The organism is Roseateles aquae (assembly GCF_032337115.1).
GTDB lineage: Bacteria > Pseudomonadota > Gammaproteobacteria > Burkholderiales > Burkholderiaceae_C > Roseateles_C > Roseateles_C aquae.
Window position 1 is genome coordinate 349359 of the sequence record NZ_JAVXZY010000004.1, and the last position, 21412, is coordinate 370770.

The window sequence follows — 21412 nt, forward strand, 5'->3', positions numbered from 1 at the left end:
GCTCAGAACTCGTAGCTGGTGCTCACGGAAAGGTAGCGGCCGTAGGGGTTGGCATAGGTGCTGTCAAACCCTGTATCGGGTTCGCTGGGATCGAAGGGCGGCTTCGCGCCGAACACGTTGCGCAGGCTGGCATTGAGCTTGATGTTCTTAAAGCCCTTGTAGCTTAGCGAGGCATCGACGGTCTTCCAGGCTGCCATGACACAGAGATCCTCTCGCGCGGCGGCCTTGAGCTCGGCCTGGCAGCTGCCGGTCACGCTGTGGCTGCGAAAACGCCCTGCGTAGTGGCCGGTGAGTCCGGCCGCCCATGGCCCCCGGCTCCAGTCCAGGCTCAGCCTGCTCTTGACGCGCGAGTTGCCGTAAAAGCCCAGGGTCTCCAGCAGCGGCTGGCCCTCTTCGGCCTGCTGCTTGCGTGTCAGTACCCGCGTGCCGGCAAAGCGTAGCTTCAGCAGATGGCCATCGCCGATTTGCCAGCGCTGGCTGAGCTCGAAGTCCAGGCCACCTGTGCGCGTCAGGGCGAGGTTACGGAACTTGCGCAACACCTGGCCGATCGGCCCGAGCACGCCCGGGGTGCCACTGGGCAGGCGGATCACGGCCCCGGGGAACTCGTCCTCGCGGTCGATCACCTGCTGGGCTGTCAGACGGTCCACCTCGCCCTTGCGTTCGAAGTACCAGGCATCCAGCACCAACTCGGTGTCGCGCCAGGGCTCAAACAACAGACCCATGGTGTAAGAGCTGGACTTCTCGGCCGTCAGCGCCGGGTTTGACTGGTTGACGCTGGAGATGCGGCGGGCGCAGTTGTCGTTGCCGGTGGTGCTGACCGGGCAGAGCTTCTTGTCCTGCACGGTCGAGAAGGCGAACACGGCAGAGTCTGAGATCTGCGAGAGTGAGGGGGCGCGGAAACCGGTGGCATAGGTGCCGCGCAGCGCCATGCCCGATGCCAGCTTGTATTTGGCGCCAAGCTTGCTCGTGAGCGCCGAGCCGAAATCGGAATAGTGCTCGCCGCGCAGTGCCAGCTGCGTCTCCAAGCCTTGCAGCAGCGGGGCCTGCAGTTCGGCGTAGGCGGCTGCGATCTTGCGCGAGCCACTGGCCTGGCCAATACCACGGCCAATGATGTCGCCCTTGCTCATCAGCGGATCCGCCACCACCGAGAAGGTCTCGTGGCGCAGTTCGCCCCCCAGGCCCAGCATCAGGGCGCCGCCGGCCAGTTTGCCGAGTTCACGCGAACCGCGCGCATCCAGCGAGCTGGTCTTGGCCTCGCCCTGATCCTCGGTGCTGCGCGCGATGCCGGCGATCGCCTCAGCGCTGTTGCTGCCACCAAAACGGTAACTGCCAGTTTGCAGCGCCGTGTTCAGGCCCGAAAGACTCAGCCGGCCGCTGCCGAAGCGCGTGTTCTTCTGGATGTGGTGCAGCAGCCCGGCATCGATATCCCAGGCACCGACGGTGGTCGAGGCGCTCAGGACCAGGCGCAGATTGTCAGCCTGGGTGCGGCTGCCTGCGGCAATGTCGGCGAACCGGTAACGCAAACCCAACACGGTGGGCTTGGTGAAGGTATAGGTGCTGCTGTTGACCTTCATCACGACCGGATTGCCGGCAGTGGCCAGGCGGGTCGGGTTGTCCGGGTGATTGGCGGGCAGCGCCAGGCCGTTGAACAGCATCGGCTTGCCCTGGGCATCGCCCCATTGAGTGAGCTGTTCAGTGCGTGAGGCGGGCGCTTCCGCATAGGCGTTCTCGACGCGCGAAGCGAGCACTTCGGCGGACACCGTGGTGTCGGTGCCCAGTTGCCAGCTGCCGCGCATGAAGCCGGCACTGCGCTTCTGGTCGCCGGTGTACTGGATGCCTGCGGCGTCCGGGTTGTACTTGCACTGCAGGGCTGCATTGGTGGCCGAGGTGGGCAGCTGGTTCTCGGCCGCGCAATTGGGCATCATGGCGCGGAAGCTGCCGGCCAAGCCATTGGTGTAGGTGTAGAGATTGCCCGGGTAGGCACTGGTGCTGTCAGCGCTCAGGCGACCGAACATGGGTCCGAACAGCTCCTGCCTGACCAGATCGGGGTTCTCCGCAATCATCACGCCGTCACGGCGATAGAGATCGATGCCGGCGAAGAAGTTGTAGCCCTGCGTGCTCAGGTCCCCAAGGCCGAACATACCGCTGACGGTGTGCGTCTTGAACAGACCATCGCTGACACGTTGCTGGGCATTGAGCGCAAGCAGCCGGCCTTGGTAGTCCTTGCGCAGGATGATGTTCACCACCCCGGCCATGGCATCCGACCCGTACAGCGAGCTGGCACCGTCCTTCAAGATTTCGATGCGCTCAATCGCCGAGACCGGGATGGCGTTGATGTTGAACACCGTGGACTGACCGGTATTGGGGTCCACCACTGCCGCTGGCGCCAGACGTCGACCATTCACCAGCGTGAGCGTCGCCGCTGAGCCCATGCCGCGCAGCGACACCGAAGCCGTGCCGGCAGCGAAGCCGTTGCCAGTGTCCATGTCGTTGAGACTGCCGGCGCCTGCGGCGGAATCCATGCGCAGCAGCTCGTCGATCGAGGTGGCGCCGCTGCGTTCAATCTCCTCCCGACGAATCACGCTCACAGGCGCTGGTGTCTCGGCATCGGTGCGCTTGATCATGGAACCTGTGATCACCACGCGCTCCATGCGCGCCGGGTCGGCGGTTTGGGCCTGCGCGATGGGCAGGGCAGTCATGGCTACTACCGCAAGGGCGAGTGGGTTGAGACGGTGCTGCATCAGTTCTCCTCTTATGTCATGAGTTGTTCGCCCCGCACCGTACGTGCACACCACTAGCGCACCATGAGATCTTGTTTGCTAAAGTTTTTCGATGGTTATGACACCCCCTTGCGCCAGCATTGCTGAGCCCCCTCTTGCGGTCTCGCCCGAGCAGGCCGAGAGCTTTGTGATGCGCCGCATGAGCCTGCGTCACCTGCGCGTGCTGCTGGCGCTCTCAGAGGCAGGCAGCCTCAGCGCAGCCGCAGACGTGCTGCATGTGACGCAGCCGGCCGTGAGCAAAACGCTGGCCGAAATCGAGCAGGGCCTGGGACAAACCCTGTTTGCACGGCGTGGCCGCAGCTTGCGCGCTACAGCACTGGGTCGCCGACTTGTCCTGCTCGCCAGAAAGCTCGAGGCCGGACTGGCTCGCGGTGGCGAAGACGTGGCGTCAATGGTGCGCGGTGCCTCGGGCGAATTGCTGATCGGCAGCACCAACGTGGCGCTGGCCCAGGTACTGCCGGACGCCATGGCCGCCATGAAGGCGGAATACCCCTGCGTGACGCTGAGCGTGCGCACCCACGCCCTGAGCGAGTTGTTCGCCGAACTGCGCAGTGGCCGACTCGACATGGTCATTGCACGCGTACCGCCAGACGAACTGCCCACCGACCTGGAAAGCCTGTGCCTGATCGAGCAGCCAGAGGTACTGGTGATCAGCGCCCAGCATCCCTTGGCCAAGGTCCGTGGACGGGTGAGCTGGGAGACGCTCAGCGAGCAGGCTTGGATCTGGCATCTGCCCCATACGCGTTCACGCGCCCTTCAGGACAGGCGCTGGCAGCAGATGGGTCTGCCCCTGCCACGCAATGTGATCGAGACCGGCGACCTGATCCTGACGCTGAACCTGCTCAGACGCATGCCCTGCGTCACCATCATGCCCATGCACGTGGCGCGCGTCGCGGCGCAATTCGGCGTGGCGGTGATCCTGCCGCTAGAGGCCAGCCTGGGCCTGGCGGACCTGACCCTGTGGCACTTGCGCGAACCCCAGGGCGAGCTGGTCGAGCGATTCAAGCAACTGCTGCACCTGGCGGCACAGCAGGCCGCGCATCAGGCGTAGACCTCGGCTTCCGGATCGGTCACTTCCAGCTCGTAGCTGGCCGCCAGCATGCCCAGCCGGGCGATCACGCCGTACATATAGAAGCGATTGGGCGCGCTGGCCCCGGGCTTTTCACCCAGCCGCGGCAGCTGCGAGCTTTGCGCAAAGGCCAGCGGCACATAGCTGGCGCCCGGCGCGTTCAGGCTTTCATCGGCGGCGCGATCGGCGTGGACGCGGTAGAAGCCGCCAACGACATAGCGGTCCATCATGTAGACCACCGGCTCGGCCACCGCGGCATTGACACGTTCATTCGTCGGCACGCCTTCCTGCACGATCAGCTCGAAGGCGCCCGCCCCCTCGCCGCAGTGACGCAGGCGTTCGCGCACCCGAGCGCCCAGATCCTCGACGTCCTTGGCATCGCGCACCGTCAGGATGCCGGCGCCGCAGTTGCCTGCATCCGGCTTGATGACGGCAAAGGCCTTCTCGTTGATGCCGTATTCCTTGTACTTGCGCCGCGTCTTGGACAGCACCAGCTCCACCTGGGTCTGCAAGGCCTCGATGCCCTGCGGCGAGGCCAGGTCATTGCCCGACACACCCACCGACAGCGGATTGATCAGCCAGTGGTCCATGCCCAGCAGCTTGGCAAATTTCTTGGCCACTTCCTCGTAGGCACGGAAGTGCGCGGTCTTGCGCCGCAGGCCCCAGCCGGCGTGCAGCGGCGGCAGCAGGTATTGCTCATGCAGATGCTCCAGCAGGCGGGGCACGCCGGCCGTCAGGTCGTCGTTGAGCAGGATGGTGCAGGGGTCGAAGTCCTTCAGTCCCAGGCGGCCGCGTTTGCGCAACAGCGGCTCCAGCGTCAAAGCACTGCCATCGGGCAGTGGCAGTGCGGTCGGCTCGGTGATGCTCTCGTCCAGGCTGCCCAGGCGCACATTGAGGCCGGCCTGGGTGAAGATGCGCACCAGCGTGGCCAGATTGGTCTGGTAGAAGCTGTTGTTGCGCTGCCGCTCGGGAATCAGCAGCAGGTTCTTGGCCTCCGGGCAGATCTTCTCGATCGCCGCCATCGCCGCCTGCACGGCCAACGGCAGCATCTCGGGGTTCAGGTTGTTGAAACCGGCCGGGAACAGATTGGTGTCCACCGGTGCCAGCTTGAAACCGGCATTGCGCACGTCCACCGAGCTGTAGAACGGCGGCGTGTGCTCCATCCATTCCAGCCGGAACCAGCGCTCGATCGCCGGCATCGACTCCAGGATGCGTTGCTCGAGCTCGTTGATCGGGCCGGTCAGGGCGGTGATGAGATGTGGAACCATGGTGAGGCGGCCTGAGCGCTGTAGGTGCGGGTGATTCTAGGAGGCAGATCAGGTGGGGCCTGTGCAATGCTTCTCAAGAGCGCCCCCGCGCTGCCGGTGTTCGGGCTTTCAAACGCCGGGCAGAGGGCTATGCTCGCGGTGTCGCCACTTTCCAGCTGCGTGATGAAGTCCAAGATCCTGATCGTCGAAGACCAGGCCGATATTCGGCGCTTGATTCGCTGGTCGCTGGAGGACTCCGACAGCCTTATCCACGAGGCCGCCAACGGCACGCTGGCGCTGCAGATCGCCAAGGTGATGAAGCCCGATCTGATGCTGCTGGACGTGATGATGCCCGGAGGCATCGACGGCCTGGAGGTCTGCAAAGAGGTCAAGAAAGACCCCGAGCTGGCCCACACCATCGTCATCATGCTGACCGCCAAGGCCAGTTCCAAAGACCATGAAATGGCCCGCGAGGTCGGTGCCGACGCCTTCCTGCCCAAGCCCTTCAGCCCGGCGCGACTGCTGGAATTGATCGAAGCGCTGTTGAAGCAGCGCGGCCGGCCCGCCGCCTGATCCTTAGCCGGAGCCGCAAAAGAACAAAGCCGCCAGGCGCGAGGCCGTGGCGGCTTTGTCTTATCAGCCGGGCCTGAGCCCGGCCTCCAGCGCTTACTTGTGATAAGCGGTCTCGCCGTGCGAGCTGATGTCCAGGCCCTCGCGCTCTTCCTCTTCGGAAACGCGCAGACCGATGACCAGATCGACGATCTTGAAGGCGATCACCGAGACCACGGCCGACCAGATGATGGTCACGCCGACCGCCTTGGCCTGCACCAGCACCTGAGCGGCGATCGAGTAGGCGTCCGGCGTCACCGTGGTGACCGTGACCCAGTCGCCGACAAAGCTCGGGCCGCCCAGGGCCGGCGAGTTGAACACGCCGGTCAGCAGCGCACCGATGATGCCGCCGACGCCGTGCACGCCAAACACGTCCAGCGAGTCGTCCGCACCGATCAGCTTCTTCAGGCCCGAGACGCCCCAGAGGCAGGCAAAGCCGGCAATCACACCGATGATCAGCGCCCCACCGACACCAACATTACCGGCGGCCGGCGTGATGGCCACCAGGCCGGCGACGGCACCCGACGCGGCGCCCAGCATCGAGGCCTTGCCCTTGTGCAGCGCTTCACCAGCACTCCAGGCCAGCACGGCAGCGGCCGTGGCGACAAAGGTGTTGATGAAGGCCAGTGCGGCCGTGCCGTTCGCTTCCAGTGCCGAGCCGGCGTTGAAACCGAACCAGCCCACCCACAGCAGCGAGGCACCGACCATGGTCAGCGTCAGGCTGTGCGGCGTGAAGGCTTCCTTGCCATAGCCGATGCGCTTGCCGACCATGAAGGCGCCGACCAGACCAGCCACGGCGGCGTTGATGTGCACCACGGTGCCGCCGGCAAAGTCCAGCGCGCCCCACTGCCAGATCAGCCCGGCGGTACCGTTGACCTTGTCGACCACATCAGCGGCGGTGTAGGCATCCGGGCCGGCCCAGAACCAGACCATGTGAGCGATGGGCAGGTAGCTGAAGGTGAACCACAGCGTCATGAACAAGAGCACAGCCGAGAACTTGATGCGCTCGGCGAAGGCACCGACGATCAGGCAGGCGGTGATGCCGGCAAACGTCGCCTGGAAGGCGGCGAACACCAGTTCCGGAATGACCACGCCCTTGCTGAAGGTGGCGGCATTGGCGAAGGTGCCGGCGACGTTGTCCCAGATGCCCTTCATGAACAGTCTATCGGTGCCACCGATGAAGGCATTGCCCTCGGTGAACGCGAAGCTGTAGCCATACAGCACCCACAGCACGACGATCAGCGAGAAGGTGACCATCACCTGCATCAGCACCGACAGCATGTTCTTGCTGCGCACCAGGCCGCCATAGAACAGCGCAAGACCCGGCACCGTCATCATGATGACGAGCAGCGTGGACAGCATCATCCAGGTGGTGTCGCCCTTGTTGGGCACCAGCACCGGTGCAGAAGCGGCCTCAACGGCAGAGGCCGCAGCCGCGGGTGCCGGCGCCGAAGCAGCCGCCTCGGCCACAGGCGCCGCGACCGTGGCCACAGCGGCAGACGCCGCAGGCGCCGACGCAGCGGGGTCCTGCGCCCAGGCAGCAGGCGCACAGACCGCCGCGGCCAGGGCCAGACAAGCAAGCAGTTTCTTCATCATCAAATCTCCAACGGTTCTGTTCCAGTGCCGCTGCGCGATGCACGCGTCGCAGTCAGCCATTCAAACCACGCGGGGCCCGAGGCTCCGGCTCCGCCGGGCCTTCGGGCACGCCCCCTTTGAGGGGGCCGGCGAAGCCGGTAGGGGGTGGGCGATCACAGCGCGTCCTGCCCGGTCTCACCGGTACGGATGCGCACCACCTGATCAAGCGGCGACACAAAGATCTTGCCGTCACCGATCTTGCCGGTGCGGGCCGCGCTCTCGATCGCTTCGATGACCTGATCGACCACCGCGTCGGCCACGGCCGCCTCGATCTTGACCTTGGGCAGGAAATCGACGACGTACTCGGCGCCGCGGTACAGCTCGGTGTGCCCCTTCTGGCGGCCAAAGCCCTTGACCTCGGTGACGGTCAGGCCCTGCACGCCAATGGCGCTGAGGGCTTCACGCACTTCGTCAAGCTTGAAGGGCTTGATGACGGCGGTGATCAGTTTCATATCGCGCTCCTCGTTTACGTGTCTGTTCAGAAAGTCTTCTTGACCGACAGCACCAGGGCGCTCTTGCCCAGGTTCTTGCCGGCGCCCAGGTAGGCATCGGTGCTGGTACCCACCACAGCGACGCCCCACAGGAAACCGGCGTAGTCCTTGTTCAAGGTCAGCGAATAATCGGTATACGAGTATTCGCCGCTGTGGCGGACGCTTTGATGACCGATGTGCGGCGTCAGCGTCATGCCATCGCCCAGGTCGATCGCGGCACCGAGTTCCAGATAGCCGCTTCCCTTGGAGTCCGCAAAACCGAACAGATTGCTGGTGCTGTGCGAGTACTTGGCGGTGAACATGCCGAAGGTCAGCGCACCATAGATCTCCAGCGTGTTGGCGCTGGGGTTGAGCGCATTGCTCGGGTAGACGTACTGCAGCAGGCCCACGTCCAGCGTCAGCCCCTTGCTGATCTCGGTCTTGTAGCCGCCGTACAGGTCGATCTCGACATTGGCATCGCCGCCACCGTCCTTGATCCACTTGATCGTCGAGGCCCAGGTCCCGATGTAGAAGCCGTTACCGAAGTCGTAGTCGGCACCGCCTTGCAGGGCCGGCTTCAGGCGGGTCTGCGAGATGCCACGGTAGCGATAGTCGGTCGTCACGCTGGCGTTGAAACTCAGCGGCGAGGCGGCCGCAGCAGGCTCCTCGGCGTGGGCCGGGGCGCTGGCGCCCAGCGAAGCAAGGGCAGCCAGGGCCACAGCGGCAAGAATCAGCTTGGACATCACGGTACTCCTGAGGGTTGGATGGTTTGGAGGCAGACTCGAAGCCCTACCTGCAGCTTCCGTGCCAACCTGCAACTCCCCGGCCAAGCCAGCAGCGCAGGCACGGAACGCAACTTTGTGCACCAAGATGGCCCACATCGACCGCATGCGCCGCCCTGGTGCACGCCCCGTTTGTGTGCGCATGTCGCCACGGCGACGATGTTGCGGGCAGAATCGGCGGCAACAAGCAGGGAGGAGACGCCGCATGTCGCTGGCCATCATCCACAGCCGCGCGCTCGATGGCCTCAGCGCCGCGCCGGTGACCGTCGAGGTGCATCTGGCCAATGGCCTGCCCAGCTTCACCTTGGTCGGCCTGGCCGAGACCGAGGTCAAGGAAGCCCGCGAACGGGTGCGTGCCGCGCTGCAGAGCAGTGGCCTGCAATTCCCGGCCAATAAAAGAATCACGGTCAATCTGGCGCCGGCCGATCTGCCCAAGGAAGGCGGCCGCTTCGATCTGCCCATTGCCCTGGGCCTGCTGGCCGCCAGCGGGCAGATCGACGCCACCCGGCTCGATGCTCTGGAATGCGCCGGCGAGTTGTCGCTGGCCGGGGAACTGCGCCCGGTGCGCGGCGCGCTGGTGATGGGGCTGGCGCTGAAGACGGCGGGCAGCCGGCGCCAACTGCTGCTGCCTGCCGCCAGTGCCGCGGAGGCGGCGCTGGTGCAGGATATCGATGTGCGCAGCGCGAATCATTTGCTCGATGTGGTCGCCTGCCTGCTGCCCGGCGCCGAACAGGCACTGGCGCGTGCACAGGCCCAATTGCCGGTGCCCGAGACTGGCGGCCCGGACCTGGCCGATATCAAGGGTCAGGCCTTGCCCAAGCGGGCCTTGGAGATTGCCGCGGCCGGCGGCCACAGCCTCTTGCTGATGGGACCTCCGGGTACCGGCAAGTCGATGCTGGCGCAACGCCTCGCCGGACTCTTGCCGCCCTTAGATGAAAGCGAGGCCTTGGAGTCCGCCGCCGTGCTCAGCCTAGCCGGCCAGTTCGAGCTGCGGCGCTGGGGCCAGCGCGTGCTGCGCAGCCCGCACCACAGTGCTTCGGCAGTGGCCCTGGTTGGCGGTGGCTCGCCACCGCGCCCCGGCGAGATTTCCTTGGCCCAACATGGCGTCTTGTTCATGGATGAACTGCCCGAATTTCCGCGCGCCGCGCTGGAGGCCTTGCGCGAACCGATGGAGACCGGCCGCATCCTGATCTCGCGCGCCGCGCGCCAGGCCGAGTTCCCGGCGCGCTTTCAGCTGGTGGCCGCGATGAACCCCTGCCCCTGCGGCAACTTGGGTCACAGCCAGAAGCTGTGCCGCTGCACACCCGATCAGATCAACCGTTATCAAGCCCGGCTGAGCGGCCCCTTCCTGGACCGCATCGACCTGCTGGTCGAAGTCCCTTTCGTGCCGCCCAAGGAACTCGGCCGCATGGCCGCGGGCGAAACCAGCGCCACGGTCGCCGAGCGGGTCGCCGCCGCCCGCCAACATGCGCTGGCCCGTCAACAGCGGCCCAATGCCGCGCTGGCGGCGCAGGAGCTGGAACAGCATGCGCCGCTGGACCCCGCAGCCCGGCAGCTGCTGGAGCAGGCCGCGGAGCGGCTGGTCTGGTCAGCGCGCAGCTTTCATCGCGTGCTGCGGGTGGCGCGAACGATTGCCGATCTGGCGGGCAGCGGCACGCTGCAAGCGCCCCATGTCGGTGAGGCGATTCAGCTGCGCCGAGGGCTGCCGGCAGCACCCTGAGTCCTACGGCGTTCCAGTAGCGCAGCCGCGCCAGCACCGCCGCCATCGCCACCATGCCTGGGCGGGCGCCGCGACAGATTGCACGCCTAGCCCGACGCCGTACTCAGCGCGGCAGCGTGATCGGTGTCGTCACCCAGGACGACCAGAACGTGCTGCCAGCCGGCTTGGTGCGGACGGCGCCGGTGTACCAATTGGGTTCGGGAGCGCTATCGCTGTCTTCGCTGTAGGTCACGCTCACCTGCGCACCGTACTTGAAGTACCAGCGCGGATTCCAGCCCAGCCCGTTCAGGTCAGGGAAGGTGTAGTCGACCGTCTTGCCGCCCTTGATCCAGGCGGAAGAGAAGCTGAAGCTCCAGATCGGGTCCTGGCCACTCGGATCCGGGTTGTCAAAGGTATCGACCCGGAAGGAGCTGCTCAGGCTGCCGGGCAAGGGGGTCCACTTGACCGTTGGGCGCGGATAAGCACTGTTAGGTGCCAATCCAAAAGCGATCGGATTGACGTTGGGCGGCAGTTGCACGGTTTGCCCGTTGCCGTCGAGTGAGCGATAGCCCGCCTGTCTTTGCGCTCGGCCATCACCCTGCGCGAGCAAGGCGGTGACGCCAACCGAGTAGTAGCCAGCCGGCAGCGCGCTCGCTGTCGGCAGCGTCGGGTAAGCCGTCGATGTCGACGAGCGGTTCAGGGCAATGGAGCCTTGCGCCGAACGCCAGGTGGCCGAGTACGACAGCGTTTCACCCGCTCGCGCGGCGTCGGCAGCAAGACCGATGCGTTGTGTCGCCGTGAGCGGCACGCCCTTGGCCAGATCAAAGCTGAGTTGCATGTCCGTGCTTGTCTTCAGATCACGCTGATAGACGAAAAGATCCGCCACGTTGCTGGCGTCAAATCGTGTCAGCGAGGCATCAAAAGCAGCATCGCCGACCATGAAGCTGTGGCGATCGGCTTGCCAGCTGTTGCAGGCCTCGCTGCCGGTATAGGCCTGCATGCGAATATGGCAACGTGCGCTGCTGTCGGCATTCACAATGCTGGCGCGAACCCTGTGCGTGGCGTCGCGGATGCTCTCAGAGCTTGACAGATCGACCTCCGCCGCTTCGTCGCGGGTCAGATAGAACGCGCTGACGGTCGCCGAGTCATTGGGCATGTCGGCCACCACCATCACGGCGTAGCGGCCGTCGACGTTGTCGACCTGGAAGCTGTACTTGCCATCGGCCGACGGCGCCAGCTTCCACGGGCCATCGCCGTCTTGATAGGCAACCCAGACCTGCAGACCATTGGCCTTTGGCGGCAGCACGGTCACCTTGCCCGCATGACTGGTCGCACCCGAGCCACCGGCGCCGGGCGTCACCACCGTCGACGCACCACCTCCACCCCCACCGCCGCAGCCTACCAAGCCCGACACCAACAGCAGCGCCACCCAGGGCGCCAGCTTTTCCACGCCTCGAATCATCAGCTCCTCCAGCTCTTTTCTAACCCAGCCCAGCCGGGCGACAGGCGCGCAATTCTGTCACCACCCGAGCGACGCCCGCCGCTGCACCGTCGAGCTGCCTCAGCGGGCAGGGCTTGAGGCCATGCTGTCGAACATGCCAAATCGCCGGGCCAGCTGCCTGGCGCCGGGGTTCGAGAGGTGGGCAAAGTCGCGATAGAGCGGCACCCCGAGCGGAAGTGGATCGCAATGCCCCGCAGGGCAGATGTATTCGTCCAGCCGTACCAAGCGCACACCCGCCTGGGCGGCAATCGCGGCGACGAACTCATGCACATCGTCGTTCAGCTCAGCAAACGCGGCCAACTCAAACTTGCAGCCCCGCTTGACGCCATCATCCAGCGTGAAGATGCCGGCATCCAGGCGCTTCAGGCAATCGCCGATATTGCGGCCATTGATTGGCGGCGGCATCACCAGCAGCGGCTCCTTGCCCAGAGCCTTGAGCAATTGAGCCGTGCGTACAAAGCTCGCGATCCGTTCGGCGAGCGCGAGTTGCTGGACCTGCTGGCCATCGAACAGCGGCTCGGCCATATAGGGCCAGAACGGCGAGGCCATCACGACGTAATGAATCTCGGGCATGGCCTTCAGATAGTCCACGACACTCTGATTGAACGCCAGGCATTGCTGCGACCAGTGATGGTTGTATTCCCCCGCATCGGGGTGCGGAACAAGAAATGCATTGGGGCTGCAGGCACTGCGTGTGGCCTGAACAAAACTCACCTCGGCCTCCACCAAGGCGCTGGCCAGATGCATTGCAAAGCTGTCGCCCCAGAGCAGCGTGTTGGGCCGCGCGCCGTGAACACAGTCCGGCTTGGGGCTGAAGGCCTGCTGGTACTCGCACGCGGGGTTCAGGCCATAGTTCTTGCCCTGTATCGCATCCCAGCCCCGCTGCAAATAGTGAGTGGGCATGCGACCCGGGAAGCCTTCTGCCTGCTGAACGCCCAGTCCCAGGCAGAGCGGCACCAGCAAAGCCAGCGCCGCGGCAGCCGGCCCGGGCCGGCGCTGCCCACGCGAGGCATGGCGCAGCGGCCGCTCGACCAGCTGCAGGGTGAGGGTTGCCAACAGCAGCGAGAGCAGCGCCAGGCCCAGCATCACCGGCTGTGGTGCCTGCCCCAGGTACGCGATGCGCGCAAAGGCGAACAGCGGTTGATGCCACAGATAGGCGCCATAGGAAATCAAGCCAACGGCGACCATCGGCCGTATCGCCAGCAGCCGCCCGACCCAGGTCTGCTCGGCGCAGGCAAGCAAGGCCACCGTGCCCAACACCGGCAGTAGGGTGAACAGGCTGGGCGTCGGCGTCCGGTAGTCGAAGCTGAGCGCGGCCAGCACCAGCGCCAGCATGCCCGCTGCGGCCACCAGTTCACGCACCCAGCGACGCTGCTGCAATGCGGCCAGGGCGCCGGTGGGGCTCACAGCCAGCGCGGTGCCGGCCAGCAGTTCCCAGGCCCGGGTGTGGGGTAGAAAGAAGCCGGCCTGCGGGTGCAGCTGGCTGCTCCATTGCGCCAGGCCCAGCGACACAAGCGCCAAGCCCAGCGTCCAGTGCAGCAGCCGCGCGCGTTGCCAGCGCCAGCCGGCAGCCAGGGCCAGCGGCAGCACGATGTAGAACTGTTCTTCGACCGCCAGGCTCCAGCTGTGCAGCAGCGGCAGCGTTTCGGCGGCCGGCTCGAAATAGCCAGTCGTGCTCCAGAAATAGAAGTTCGAGCCAAACAGGGCCACCGCCGCTAGGCTCTGGCCAAAGCGCCTCAACTCATCCGGCAGCAGCAGCAGCAGCGCCAGGGGCAGGCAACACAGCAAGACCAGCAACAGCGCCGGCAGGATGCGCCGGGCCCGGCGTTCGTAAAAGTGCAGCAGCGAAAATCGCCCCTGCTGAAGCTCCTTCAGCAGGATGCTGCTGATCAGATAGCCGGAAATAACAAAGAAGACATCGACGCCGATGAAACCGCCCGGAATTCCATTGAAACCGGCGTGGAACAGGATCACCGGCAGCACGGCCAGCGCACGCAGGCCGTCGATATCAGGGCGGTAGGGCAAAGAAGGGGAACTAGACATCGGCAACGGCAGCAAGGCTGATGACGAACCTGGCCCGGCCAGGACGAATACTGCGATGCCACCTGACGCTCGCCGCCCAAGCAGCCGCAGAGTGATAGCGATGCGATGCAAGGCGAGAAGGAAGGGGCGAACTTGCGCGCGCCCCGCGTCAGTGCCACTGGATCATCACCAGCAAAGAAGCTGGCCTGATCAGCAGGCGACTACTGGCCGCATCATCATCTGGCCGCTCGTATACAGCGGCTAGTCTGGCTTCCCCTGGAAACCGTGCCGTAACCGCTGCACGGTTTCAGTAGCGCAGCCGCGCCAGCACCGGCGCCTCGCCAGCTTTGGGCACCAGCAGGAAGAGCTGATCGAACTGGTCCTCGGCAATCGCTGGTGGCTGTGCCACGCCCAGCGCCTGGATCAGCGCCGGCACCGTGTTGCTGTGGCCGACGACCAGCACGGCCTCATCGCCGCCATGGCTGCGCAAATGCTGAAGCAGCTTTTGTGGTTCACGAGCCGACACAACGATCACGCTCAAGCCCAGGCGCCGTGCCAGCGGTTCGGCCAGTTGCCGGGTGCGCTGGTATTCGCTGCAATAGATGGCGCGGATGCCGCTGCCGGCCAGCATCTCGGCCAGGCGCTCGGCACGGGCCAGACCGGCCGGCGATAGCGGGCTGTCGCTGCTCGCATCGAGCTTCTCGCCGTGGCGAACGAGAAAAACTTGCTGCTGGGCCTGGCTGCTGCCGGCGGCCAGCAGGCCGGCCAGCAGTGCGACGGCACGGGCCGTGCGCTTCATGGCTGACGTTGCAGCTGGCCGTCGCGCACCAGCACCACATCGCCGACGCGCAGCTGTGGGTCATGCTCGCGTTCCAGCGTCTGCGTACTGCCATCGGTGTGGCTCAGGCGAACGATCCAGACGTGATGCGATTTGCTGCGCTTCTCCATCTCATTGCCGGCATAGCCGCCGGCCACGGCGCCGCCGACGGTGGCCAGCTTTTTGCCCGTGCCGCCGCCGATCTGATTGCCCAGCAGACCGCCGATCACCGCGCCGCCAACGGCGCCCAGACCGCTGGCCTTGCCCTTGCGCTCTTCCTGCCGCACCTCGACGACGCGGGCGCATTCATCACAGAGTCGGGCATCACCCGATGCCTTGAACGCAGGCGCAGCCGCCTTCTTGGCACTGCTTTGCGCCGCCGAAGCGGGCAGCGAGGCGGCCTGGCTGTCGGACATCGGCAGCGCGCCACCGGACTGTGCACGGCCCAGCGCATAGGCCCCACCGACGATCACGACCACCGCCAGACCGGCGGCCAGACTCTGGCTGGCAGAAAGAGGAAAGCGCATTTCAAATACTCCACGGAACCAGGCCACCGGCCCCGACACCCGGCCCTCGGAGGGGCGGAGAATCAAGCGAAGACAGCCTGCAGATCAGCATCCAAGCATGCCATGTAGCACCACGCAAAGCTGCAAGCAGAGTCGGGAACTTGTAAACGCCTGTTTGGCAACATGGCAAGACGGGCGATTGGCGGAGCGGGTGGCTTTCGTTCAGGGTCAATCAACCCAGCTGCGGCGCCAGCGCGCGCGCAGCCTCGCGCTCATCGAGTTGGCAGCGCGCCGCCCAGTCCTTCAGCTGATCCTCACCGATCCGGCCCACATTGAAGTAACTCGCCTCAGGATGCGCCAGGTAGAAGCCGCTGACGCTGGCGGCCGGCGTCATCGCCATCGCATCGGTCAGGCCCATGCCGATTTCCTCGGGCGCCAGCACGCGGAACAGATCGCGCTTGACCAGATGATCCGGGCAGGCCGGATAGCCCGGCGCCGGGCGGATGCCGCGGTACTGCTCGGCGATCAGCGCCTCATTGCTCAGCGCCTCGTTCGGCGCGTAGGCCCAGAACTCCTGGCGCACGCGCTGATGCAGACGTTCGGCCAGCGCCTCGGCCAGCCGGTCGGCCAGGGCCTTGAGCATGATGGCGGAGTAGTCGTCGTGATCGGCCAGGAACTGGGCTTCCTTCTTGTCGCAACCGATGCCGGCGGTGACGGCAAACAGGCCCACATAGTCGGGCACCCCGCCCTTGGCGGCCACATAGTCGGCCAGGCAGCGGTTGGGTCGCTTCACCCCATCAACGACCGGGCGCTCCGACTGCATGCGCAGGCCGCGCCAGGTCATCAGCACCTCGCTGCGGCTCTCGTCGCGGTAGATCTCGATATCGTCGTCATTGACCTGCGCCGCGGGGTAGAGGCCGAAGACCGCGTTGGCGCTGAGCCAGCGCCCTTCGATCAGGCGCTGCAGCATGCGCTTGCCGTCGCTGAACACCCGCTGCGCCTCGCTGCCGACGATCTCGTCCTTCAGGATGGCCGGGAAGGGGCCGGCCAGGTCCCAGGTCTGGAAGAACGGGCCCCAGTCGATGCACTGAGCCAGGTCGGCGAGATCGTAGTTCTTGAACACGCGGCGGCCGATGAAGCTGGGCTCCGGCGGCGTGTAGCCGGCCCAGTCCAGCTGCACCTTGTTGGCACGGGCCTCGGCCAGCGGCACCAACGGGGTCTGCTTCTTGTTCGCATGCAGCTCGCGGACCTTGTCGTAGTCGCTCTTCAACTCGTCGATGAAGCGGCTGGCCCGTTCGTCGGACAGCAGGTCGGAGCAGACGCCCACCGAGCGCGAGGCGTCGGGCACATAGACCACCGGGCCTTCGTAATGCGGCGAGATCTTCACCGCGGTGTGAACCCGGCTGCAAGTCGCCCCGCCGATCAAGAGCGGGATCTTCTTCATCCGGAAGTAGTCGTCGCGCTGCATCTCGGCGGCCACGTGTTGCATCTCTTCCAGGCTGGGCGTGATCAGGCCGGAGAGGCCGATGATGTCGGCCCCCTCGACCTTGGCGCGCGCCAGGATGTCCTGGCAGGGCACCATCACGCCCATATTCACCACCTCGAAGTTATTGCACTGCAAGACCACGGTGACGATGTTCTTGCCGATGTCGTGCACATCACCCTTGACGGTGGCGATGACGATCTTGCCCTTGGGCTTCACGTCGCCGCCGGCGGCGGCCAGCTGGCGCTTTTCTTCCTCGATATAGGGCACCAGATGGGCCACCGCGCTCTTCATCACGCGAGCGCTCTTGACCACCTGGGGCAGGAACATCTTGCCCTGGCCGAACAGATCGCCGACCACATTCATGCCGGCCATCAGCGGGCCTTCGATCACATGCAGCGGCCGGCCGCCCTTGGCCAGGATGGCCTGGTAGGCCTCCTCGGTGTCTTCGTTGATGAAGTCGGTGATGCCGTGGACCAGCGCATGCGAGAGCCGTTCGTCCACGCTGCCGGCCCGCCAGGCCAGGCGCGCGGAATCGTCCTTGGCCGCGCCCTTGGCACTCTCGGCCACCTCGATCAGCCGTTCCCCAGCGTCGGGCCGGCGGTTCAGCACCACATCCTCCACGCGTTCGCGCAGCACCGGCTCCAGGTCGTCATAGACGCCGACCATGCCGGCGTTGACGATGCCCATGTCCATGCCCGCCTGGATGGCGTGGTAGAGGAAGACGGTGTGGATGGCTTCGCGCACCGGGTCATTGCCGCGGAAGCTGAAGCTCACGTTCGACACCCCGCCGCTGACCTTGGCGCCGGGCAGGTTCTGCTTGATCCAGCGCGTGGCGTTGATGAAGTCGACCGCGTAGTTGTCGTGCTCCTCAATGCCGGTGGCGATGGCAAAGATATTGGGGTCGAAGATGATGTCCTCGGCCGGGAAGCCGACCTCATCGACGAGGATGCGATAGGCGCGCGCGCAGATCTCGGTCTTGCGCTCGAAGGTGTCGGCCTGGCCTTTTTCGTCGAAGGCCATCACCACGGCGGCGGCGCCATAACGGCGCACCAGATTGGCCTGGCGGCGGAACTCGGCCTCGCCTTCCTTCAGCGAGATCGAATTGACGATGCCCTTGCCCTGAATGCACTTCAGGCCCGCCTCGATGACCTCCCATTTGGAGCTGTCGATCATGATGGGCACGCGGGCGATCTCGGGCTCGGAGGCGATCAGATTCAGAAAGCGCACCATGGCCGCCTTGCTGTCCAGCATGGCCTCGTCCATATTGATGTCGATCACCTGGGCGCCGTTCTCGACCTGCTGGCGCGCCACCGCCAGCGCCTCCTCGAATTGGCCATTCAGAATCAGCCGGGCAAAGGCCTTGGAGCCGGTGACATTGGTGCGCTCGCCGATATTGACGAACAGCGAGCCCTCGCCGATCAGCACCGGTTCCAGCCCGGAGAGCTTCATCGCCGGCGGCTTCGTCTGGGAATGGGCTTGAGCTTGTACGGTCATGGCGGCCTCGGGCAAAGAGAGTGGGCCGCGCAACTCACCGCGGCCACAGGAGAAATCTGGAGCTCGGTGAGCGTCGTTGAGAATCAGGGCCTCGGGCCCCGATGCGGTCCGAGCCTGGCGGCCACTGCTGACGCAGGCCATCGCAACGCTCCTCGAACCGTGGCGGATTTTACGCCGAGGCTTGCCAAGCCGCGGGATTTTGCTGGGCAAGCCAGGCTTCGCTCAAGCCGATACTCGGAACCGCCGAAGAACTGGATACGCTCTGCCCTGCCTCCCGTGGACCTGATACATCTCCCGCCCAACAGCCTGCGCGTCGGCCAGGTGCTGACCTTTTCCGTCCGCGACGCCGAGGGCAAGCTCTTGTTCGCCAGCGGCCAGACGCTGCAGAACACCCCCCAGGTGCAGGCCTTGATCGAGCGCGGCGCCTATGTGCTGGCGCACGAGACCAAGGAGTACCAGCGCGCCCAGCTGCACCGGATGGACACGCTGATGCACCAGGGCGCCTCGCTGTCGGAGATCGCCAAGGCCGAGGCGCAGTTCAAACCCGATCGCGCACCGCGCCCGGTCGAGCTGAGCGAAACCGCGGCCTGGGCCGATCTGCAGTTGCATGCGCACACCCTCTTGCGTGACCCGGCGCGCGAGACCTTTGTGCAGCGGCTGGAGCAGTTGCACGACAGCGCGCTGACCCGGCTGCAGCAGCACCCCGACGCGGTGCTGACGCTGCTGATCTACGACGCCAGCCAGGACCACCAGAACTACAGCTCACGCCATGCCCTGCTCTGCCTGATGCTGGCCGATCTGAGCGCCCGCCAGCTCGGCTGGCCCGCCGACTGGCGCGAGGCGCTGACCCGCGCGGCACTGACGATGAACCTGAGCCTCAGCGCCCAGCAGGACCGCATGGCCGCCCAGGAAGACAGCCCCAGCCCGGCGCAGCGCCGCGATCTGCTGGGCCACGGCGACCGCAGCGCCGAGCTGCTGCGCCAGCAGGGCGTGATCAGCGAGCTGTGGCTGGGCGCGGTACGCCTGCATCACGAGGCCGGCCCGGGGCCGCTGGCGCCGCGCACGCCGGCCGAGCAGCTGGCGCGCCTGCTGCGCCGCATCGACATCTTTGGCGCCCGGCTGGCGCCGCGTCGCTCGCGCAAGGCCCTGCCCGGCGCCTCGGCGGCCCGGGCCGTTTTTCTTGATGAGATGCAGCAGCCCGACGAGGCCGGCGCCGCGCTGATCAAGATGATTGGCCTCTACCCGCCCGGCAGCCTGGTGCGTCTGGCCAATGGCGAGGTCGGCATCGTCGTCAAGCGCGGCCACAGTGCCACCGATCCCCTGGTGGCGGCCCTGCTGGGCAAGAGCGGCGCGCCGCTGAGCAGCCCGGTGCCGCGCGACACCCGGCTCGCCTCACAGGCGATTGCCGCCAGCCTGGCGCCGCATGAGCTGCGCCTGCTGGTCAATATGGACAAGCTGCTGAAGGTGATCTGAACTCAGGCAGCGACCAGATCGCTGAACAGCTTGTGGCCGCAGGGCCGCGGCTGGTAGGCCGAGACCTTGGCCGCAATCGCCGCGATGTGTGCCGGCGTCGTGCCGCAGCAGCCACCGGCAATGTTCAGAAAGCCGCTCTTGGCGAACTCTTCCATCAGCCGGCCGGTGACGTCCGGCGTTTCGTCGAAGCCGGTGTCGCTCATCGGGTTGGGCAGGCCGGCATTCGGGTAGCAGCTGACCGCCGTGGCGCCTGCCGCCTTGGCCAGTTCCTCGATGTAGGGCCGCATCAGCGTGGCGCCCAGCGCGCAGTTCAGACCGATGGCGATCGGCTTGGCGTGGCGCACCGAGTGCCAGAAGGCCGTCACCGTCTGTCCCGAGAGGATGCGGCCGGAGGCGTCGGTCACCGTGCCGGAGATGATCACCGGCAGGCGCTCGCCGGTGTCCTCCATCAGCTCGTCCAGCGCAAAGATCGCCGCCTTGGCGTTCAGGGTGTCGAAGATGGTCTCGACCAGAAAGAGATCGACGCCGCCGTCCAGCAAGCCCTTGGCCTGCTCGTAGTAGGCGGCACGCAAGGTGTCGAAATCGACATTGCGGGCGCCGGGGTCGTTGACATCGGGGCTGATGCTGGCCGTGCGCGGCGTCGGCCCCAAGGCGCCAGCAGCAAAGCGCGGCTTGTCGGGCGTGCTGTACTTGTCGCAGGCCGCCCGGGCGATGCGGGCCGCCGCCACATTCATCTCGTAGGCGATGGACTCGAGGCCGTAGTCCTCCTGGGCCACCGAGGTCGAACCAAAGGTATTGGTCTCGATGATGTCGGCACCAGCGGCCAGGTATTGCTCGTGAATCTCCTGCACGACCTCGGGCTTGGTCACTGGCAGCAAATCGTTATTGCCCTTGAGATCCTTGCCATGCGCGGCAAAGCGCGCGCCGCGGAAATCGGCCTCGCCCAGCTTGTAGCGCTGGATCATCGTGCCCATCGCGCCGTCGAGGATGACGATGCGTTGTTGCAGGATGTCGGGCAGCTGGCTGCCGCGCGTGAAGCGCGGGGCGGTGGAGGCGGTGGTGGCGTTCATGGCCGCATTGTAGGAAATGACGTCGGCCCCGGCCGGCAGCGGGTCTTGCTGACGGGCAGACCTCACCCGCCAAACACCTTCTTCAGGATCGCGCTGCCGGTGCCGATCGGATCCTGGCGGATCTTCTTCTCTTCCTCGGCAATCATCCGGTACATGCCATCGAGCGTCCGTTCGGTGACGTACTGCTGCAGATTGGCATCCTCGCCGCGCAGCAGCCCCAGGCCGGCGGCCTTGCCGGCCACGGCGTTGTACTTGTCGGCCAGGGCCTGTTTTTCGGTCGCCCGGGTGACGATGGGCAGGAACTTCTGCGCCAGCGGGGCGCGGGTCTTGGTTTCAAAGAAGCGCGTCACCGCGTCATCGCCGCCGCGCACGATCTGCAGCGCGTCTTCCACGCTCATCGAGCGCACCGCCGACACCAGCAGCGTGCGCGCTTGCGGCACGGCCTGTTCGGCGGCCCGGTTCATCGCGGTTTCCAGCTCATCGAGCTTGCGGCCCTGGCCGGTCGCGCGCAGCAGCCGGGCGGCGTCCTTCAGCGCGCCCGGCAACTCGATGCGCACGGCCGGGTTGCCGAGGAAACCGTCGTTGCGGCCCAGCGAGCTGACGGCGGACGCCGCACCGCGCTCCAGCGCTGCGCGTACGCCGCTGGCGGCATCGCCCTCGCTGAGCGCCATCGCCGGCAATGCAAACAGTGCCAGCAGGCCCAGCATCAAATGGTGACGTCGTTTCATCGTTCAGCCTCTCAATCCATCCGA

At 65.9% G+C, this 21412-nt stretch carries 16 protein-coding genes, 1 pseudogene and 1 riboswitch; of the genes and pseudogenes, 4 read left to right on the forward strand and 13 right to left on the reverse strand.

What is annotated here, in order from left to right; all coding sequences use genetic code 11:
* Positions 1-2 precede the first annotated feature (2 nt).
* Together RQP53_RS24760 and RQP53_RS24765 are read right to left on the reverse strand one after the other, a co-directional pair.
* Positions 3-1502, reverse strand: a complete 1500-nt coding sequence (locus tag RQP53_RS24760) for a TonB-dependent receptor domain-containing protein (RefSeq protein ID WP_434064087.1) — start codon at positions 1500-1502, stop codon at positions 3-5.
* Between the two features lie 753 nt (positions 1503-2255).
* Positions 2256-2741: pseudogene (locus RQP53_RS24765) on the reverse strand (TonB-dependent receptor plug domain-containing protein); the annotation flags it as partial.
* Between the two features lie 91 nt (positions 2742-2832).
* On the opposite strand from RQP53_RS24765, the gene RQP53_RS12510 reads away from it, so the two are divergent.
* Positions 2833-3831, forward strand: coding sequence for a LysR family transcriptional regulator (locus RQP53_RS12510; protein ID WP_315650641.1), 999 nt, complete (start codon positions 2833-2835; stop codon positions 3829-3831).
* Here the strand turns inward: RQP53_RS12510 and gshA are convergent.
* The gene (gene gshA, locus RQP53_RS12515) at positions 3822-5117 is read right to left on the reverse strand and encodes a glutamate--cysteine ligase (RefSeq protein WP_315650642.1); all 1296 of its coding nucleotides are present in this window, start codon (positions 5115-5117) and stop codon (positions 3822-3824) included. The genes RQP53_RS12510 and gshA overlap by 10 nt on opposite strands.
* Before the next feature lie 162 nt (positions 5118-5279).
* On the opposite strand from gshA, the gene RQP53_RS12520 reads away from it, so the two are divergent.
* Positions 5280-5669: a response regulator transcription factor gene (locus tag RQP53_RS12520; protein WP_315650644.1), complete on the forward strand. Its 390-nt coding sequence runs from the start codon at positions 5280-5282 to the stop codon at positions 5667-5669.
* A 93-nt stretch (positions 5670-5762) separates the two neighbouring features.
* On the opposite strand, the gene RQP53_RS12525 is transcribed toward RQP53_RS12520, so the two are convergent.
* From RQP53_RS12525 to RQP53_RS12535, 3 genes are all read right to left on the reverse strand, one after another.
* The gene (locus RQP53_RS12525) at positions 5763-7298 is read right to left on the reverse strand and encodes an ammonium transporter (RefSeq protein WP_315650645.1); all 1536 of its coding nucleotides are present in this window, start codon (positions 7296-7298) and stop codon (positions 5763-5765) included.
* A 155-nt stretch (positions 7299-7453) separates the two neighbouring features.
* Positions 7454-7792 carry a P-II family nitrogen regulator gene (gene glnK, locus RQP53_RS12530; protein ID WP_315650646.1) on the reverse strand — a complete coding sequence of 113 codons (339 nt, stop codon included), beginning with the start codon at positions 7790-7792 and terminating at the stop codon, positions 7454-7456.
* Between the two features lie 26 nt (positions 7793-7818).
* Complete coding sequence (locus RQP53_RS12535) at positions 7819-8553, reverse strand: TorF family putative porin (protein ID WP_315650647.1); 735 nt, start codon at positions 8551-8553, stop codon at positions 7819-7821.
* A 244-nt stretch (positions 8554-8797) separates the two neighbouring features.
* Here RQP53_RS12535 and RQP53_RS12540 point away from each other — a divergent pair, with 244 nt between their 5' ends.
* The gene (locus tag RQP53_RS12540; protein WP_315650649.1) at positions 8798-10312 is read left to right on the forward strand and encodes a YifB family Mg chelatase-like AAA ATPase; all 1515 of its coding nucleotides are present in this window, start codon (positions 8798-8800) and stop codon (positions 10310-10312) included.
* Between the two features lie 103 nt (positions 10313-10415).
* Here the strand turns inward: RQP53_RS12540 and RQP53_RS12545 are convergent, their stop codons facing one another.
* From RQP53_RS12545 to metH, 5 genes are all read right to left on the reverse strand, one after another.
* Positions 10416-11753 carry a hypothetical protein gene (locus RQP53_RS12545; RefSeq protein WP_315650650.1) on the reverse strand — a complete coding sequence of 446 codons (1338 nt, stop codon included), beginning with the start codon at positions 11751-11753 and terminating at the stop codon, positions 10416-10418.
* Between the two features lie 99 nt (positions 11754-11852).
* Positions 11853-13835, reverse strand: a complete 1983-nt coding sequence (locus tag RQP53_RS12550) for an acyltransferase family protein (protein ID WP_315650651.1) — start codon at positions 13833-13835, stop codon at positions 11853-11855.
* 286 nt (positions 13836-14121) lie between these two features.
* Positions 14122-14613, reverse strand: a complete 492-nt coding sequence (locus RQP53_RS12555) for a SixA phosphatase family protein (RefSeq protein WP_315650652.1) — start codon at positions 14611-14613, stop codon at positions 14122-14124.
* Positions 14610-15158 carry a glycine zipper 2TM domain-containing protein gene (locus RQP53_RS12560; protein WP_315650653.1) on the reverse strand — a complete coding sequence of 183 codons (549 nt, stop codon included), beginning with the start codon at positions 15156-15158 and terminating at the stop codon, positions 14610-14612. Before RQP53_RS12560 ends, RQP53_RS12555 begins: the two co-directional genes overlap by 4 nt.
* Positions 15159-15369: 211 nt before the next feature.
* Complete coding sequence (gene metH, locus RQP53_RS12565) at positions 15370-18117, reverse strand: methionine synthase (RefSeq protein WP_315650654.1); 2748 nt, start codon at positions 18115-18117, stop codon at positions 15370-15372.
* Positions 18118-18178: 61 nt separating this feature from the next.
* Positions 18179-18277: riboswitch (S-adenosyl-L-homocysteine riboswitch) on the reverse strand.
* 116 nt (positions 18278-18393) lie between these two features.
* Between metH and RQP53_RS12570 the strand changes: the two genes are divergently transcribed.
* A complete protein-coding gene (locus tag RQP53_RS12570) occupies positions 18394-19590 on the forward strand; it encodes an HD-GYP domain-containing protein (protein ID WP_315650655.1) in 1197 nt (398 codons plus the stop codon).
* A gap of 2 nt (positions 19591-19592) precedes the next feature.
* Here the strand turns inward: RQP53_RS12570 and RQP53_RS12575 are convergent, their stop codons facing one another.
* On the reverse strand, positions 19593-20660 hold the full coding sequence (locus RQP53_RS12575; protein WP_315650656.1) for a homocysteine S-methyltransferase family protein: 1068 nt from the start codon (positions 20658-20660) through the stop codon (positions 19593-19595).
* A gap of 62 nt (positions 20661-20722) precedes the next feature.
* Positions 20723-21388 carry a DUF4197 domain-containing protein gene (locus RQP53_RS12580; RefSeq protein WP_315650657.1) on the reverse strand — a complete coding sequence of 222 codons (666 nt, stop codon included), beginning with the start codon at positions 21386-21388 and terminating at the stop codon, positions 20723-20725.
* Positions 21389-21412 lie beyond the last annotated feature (24 nt).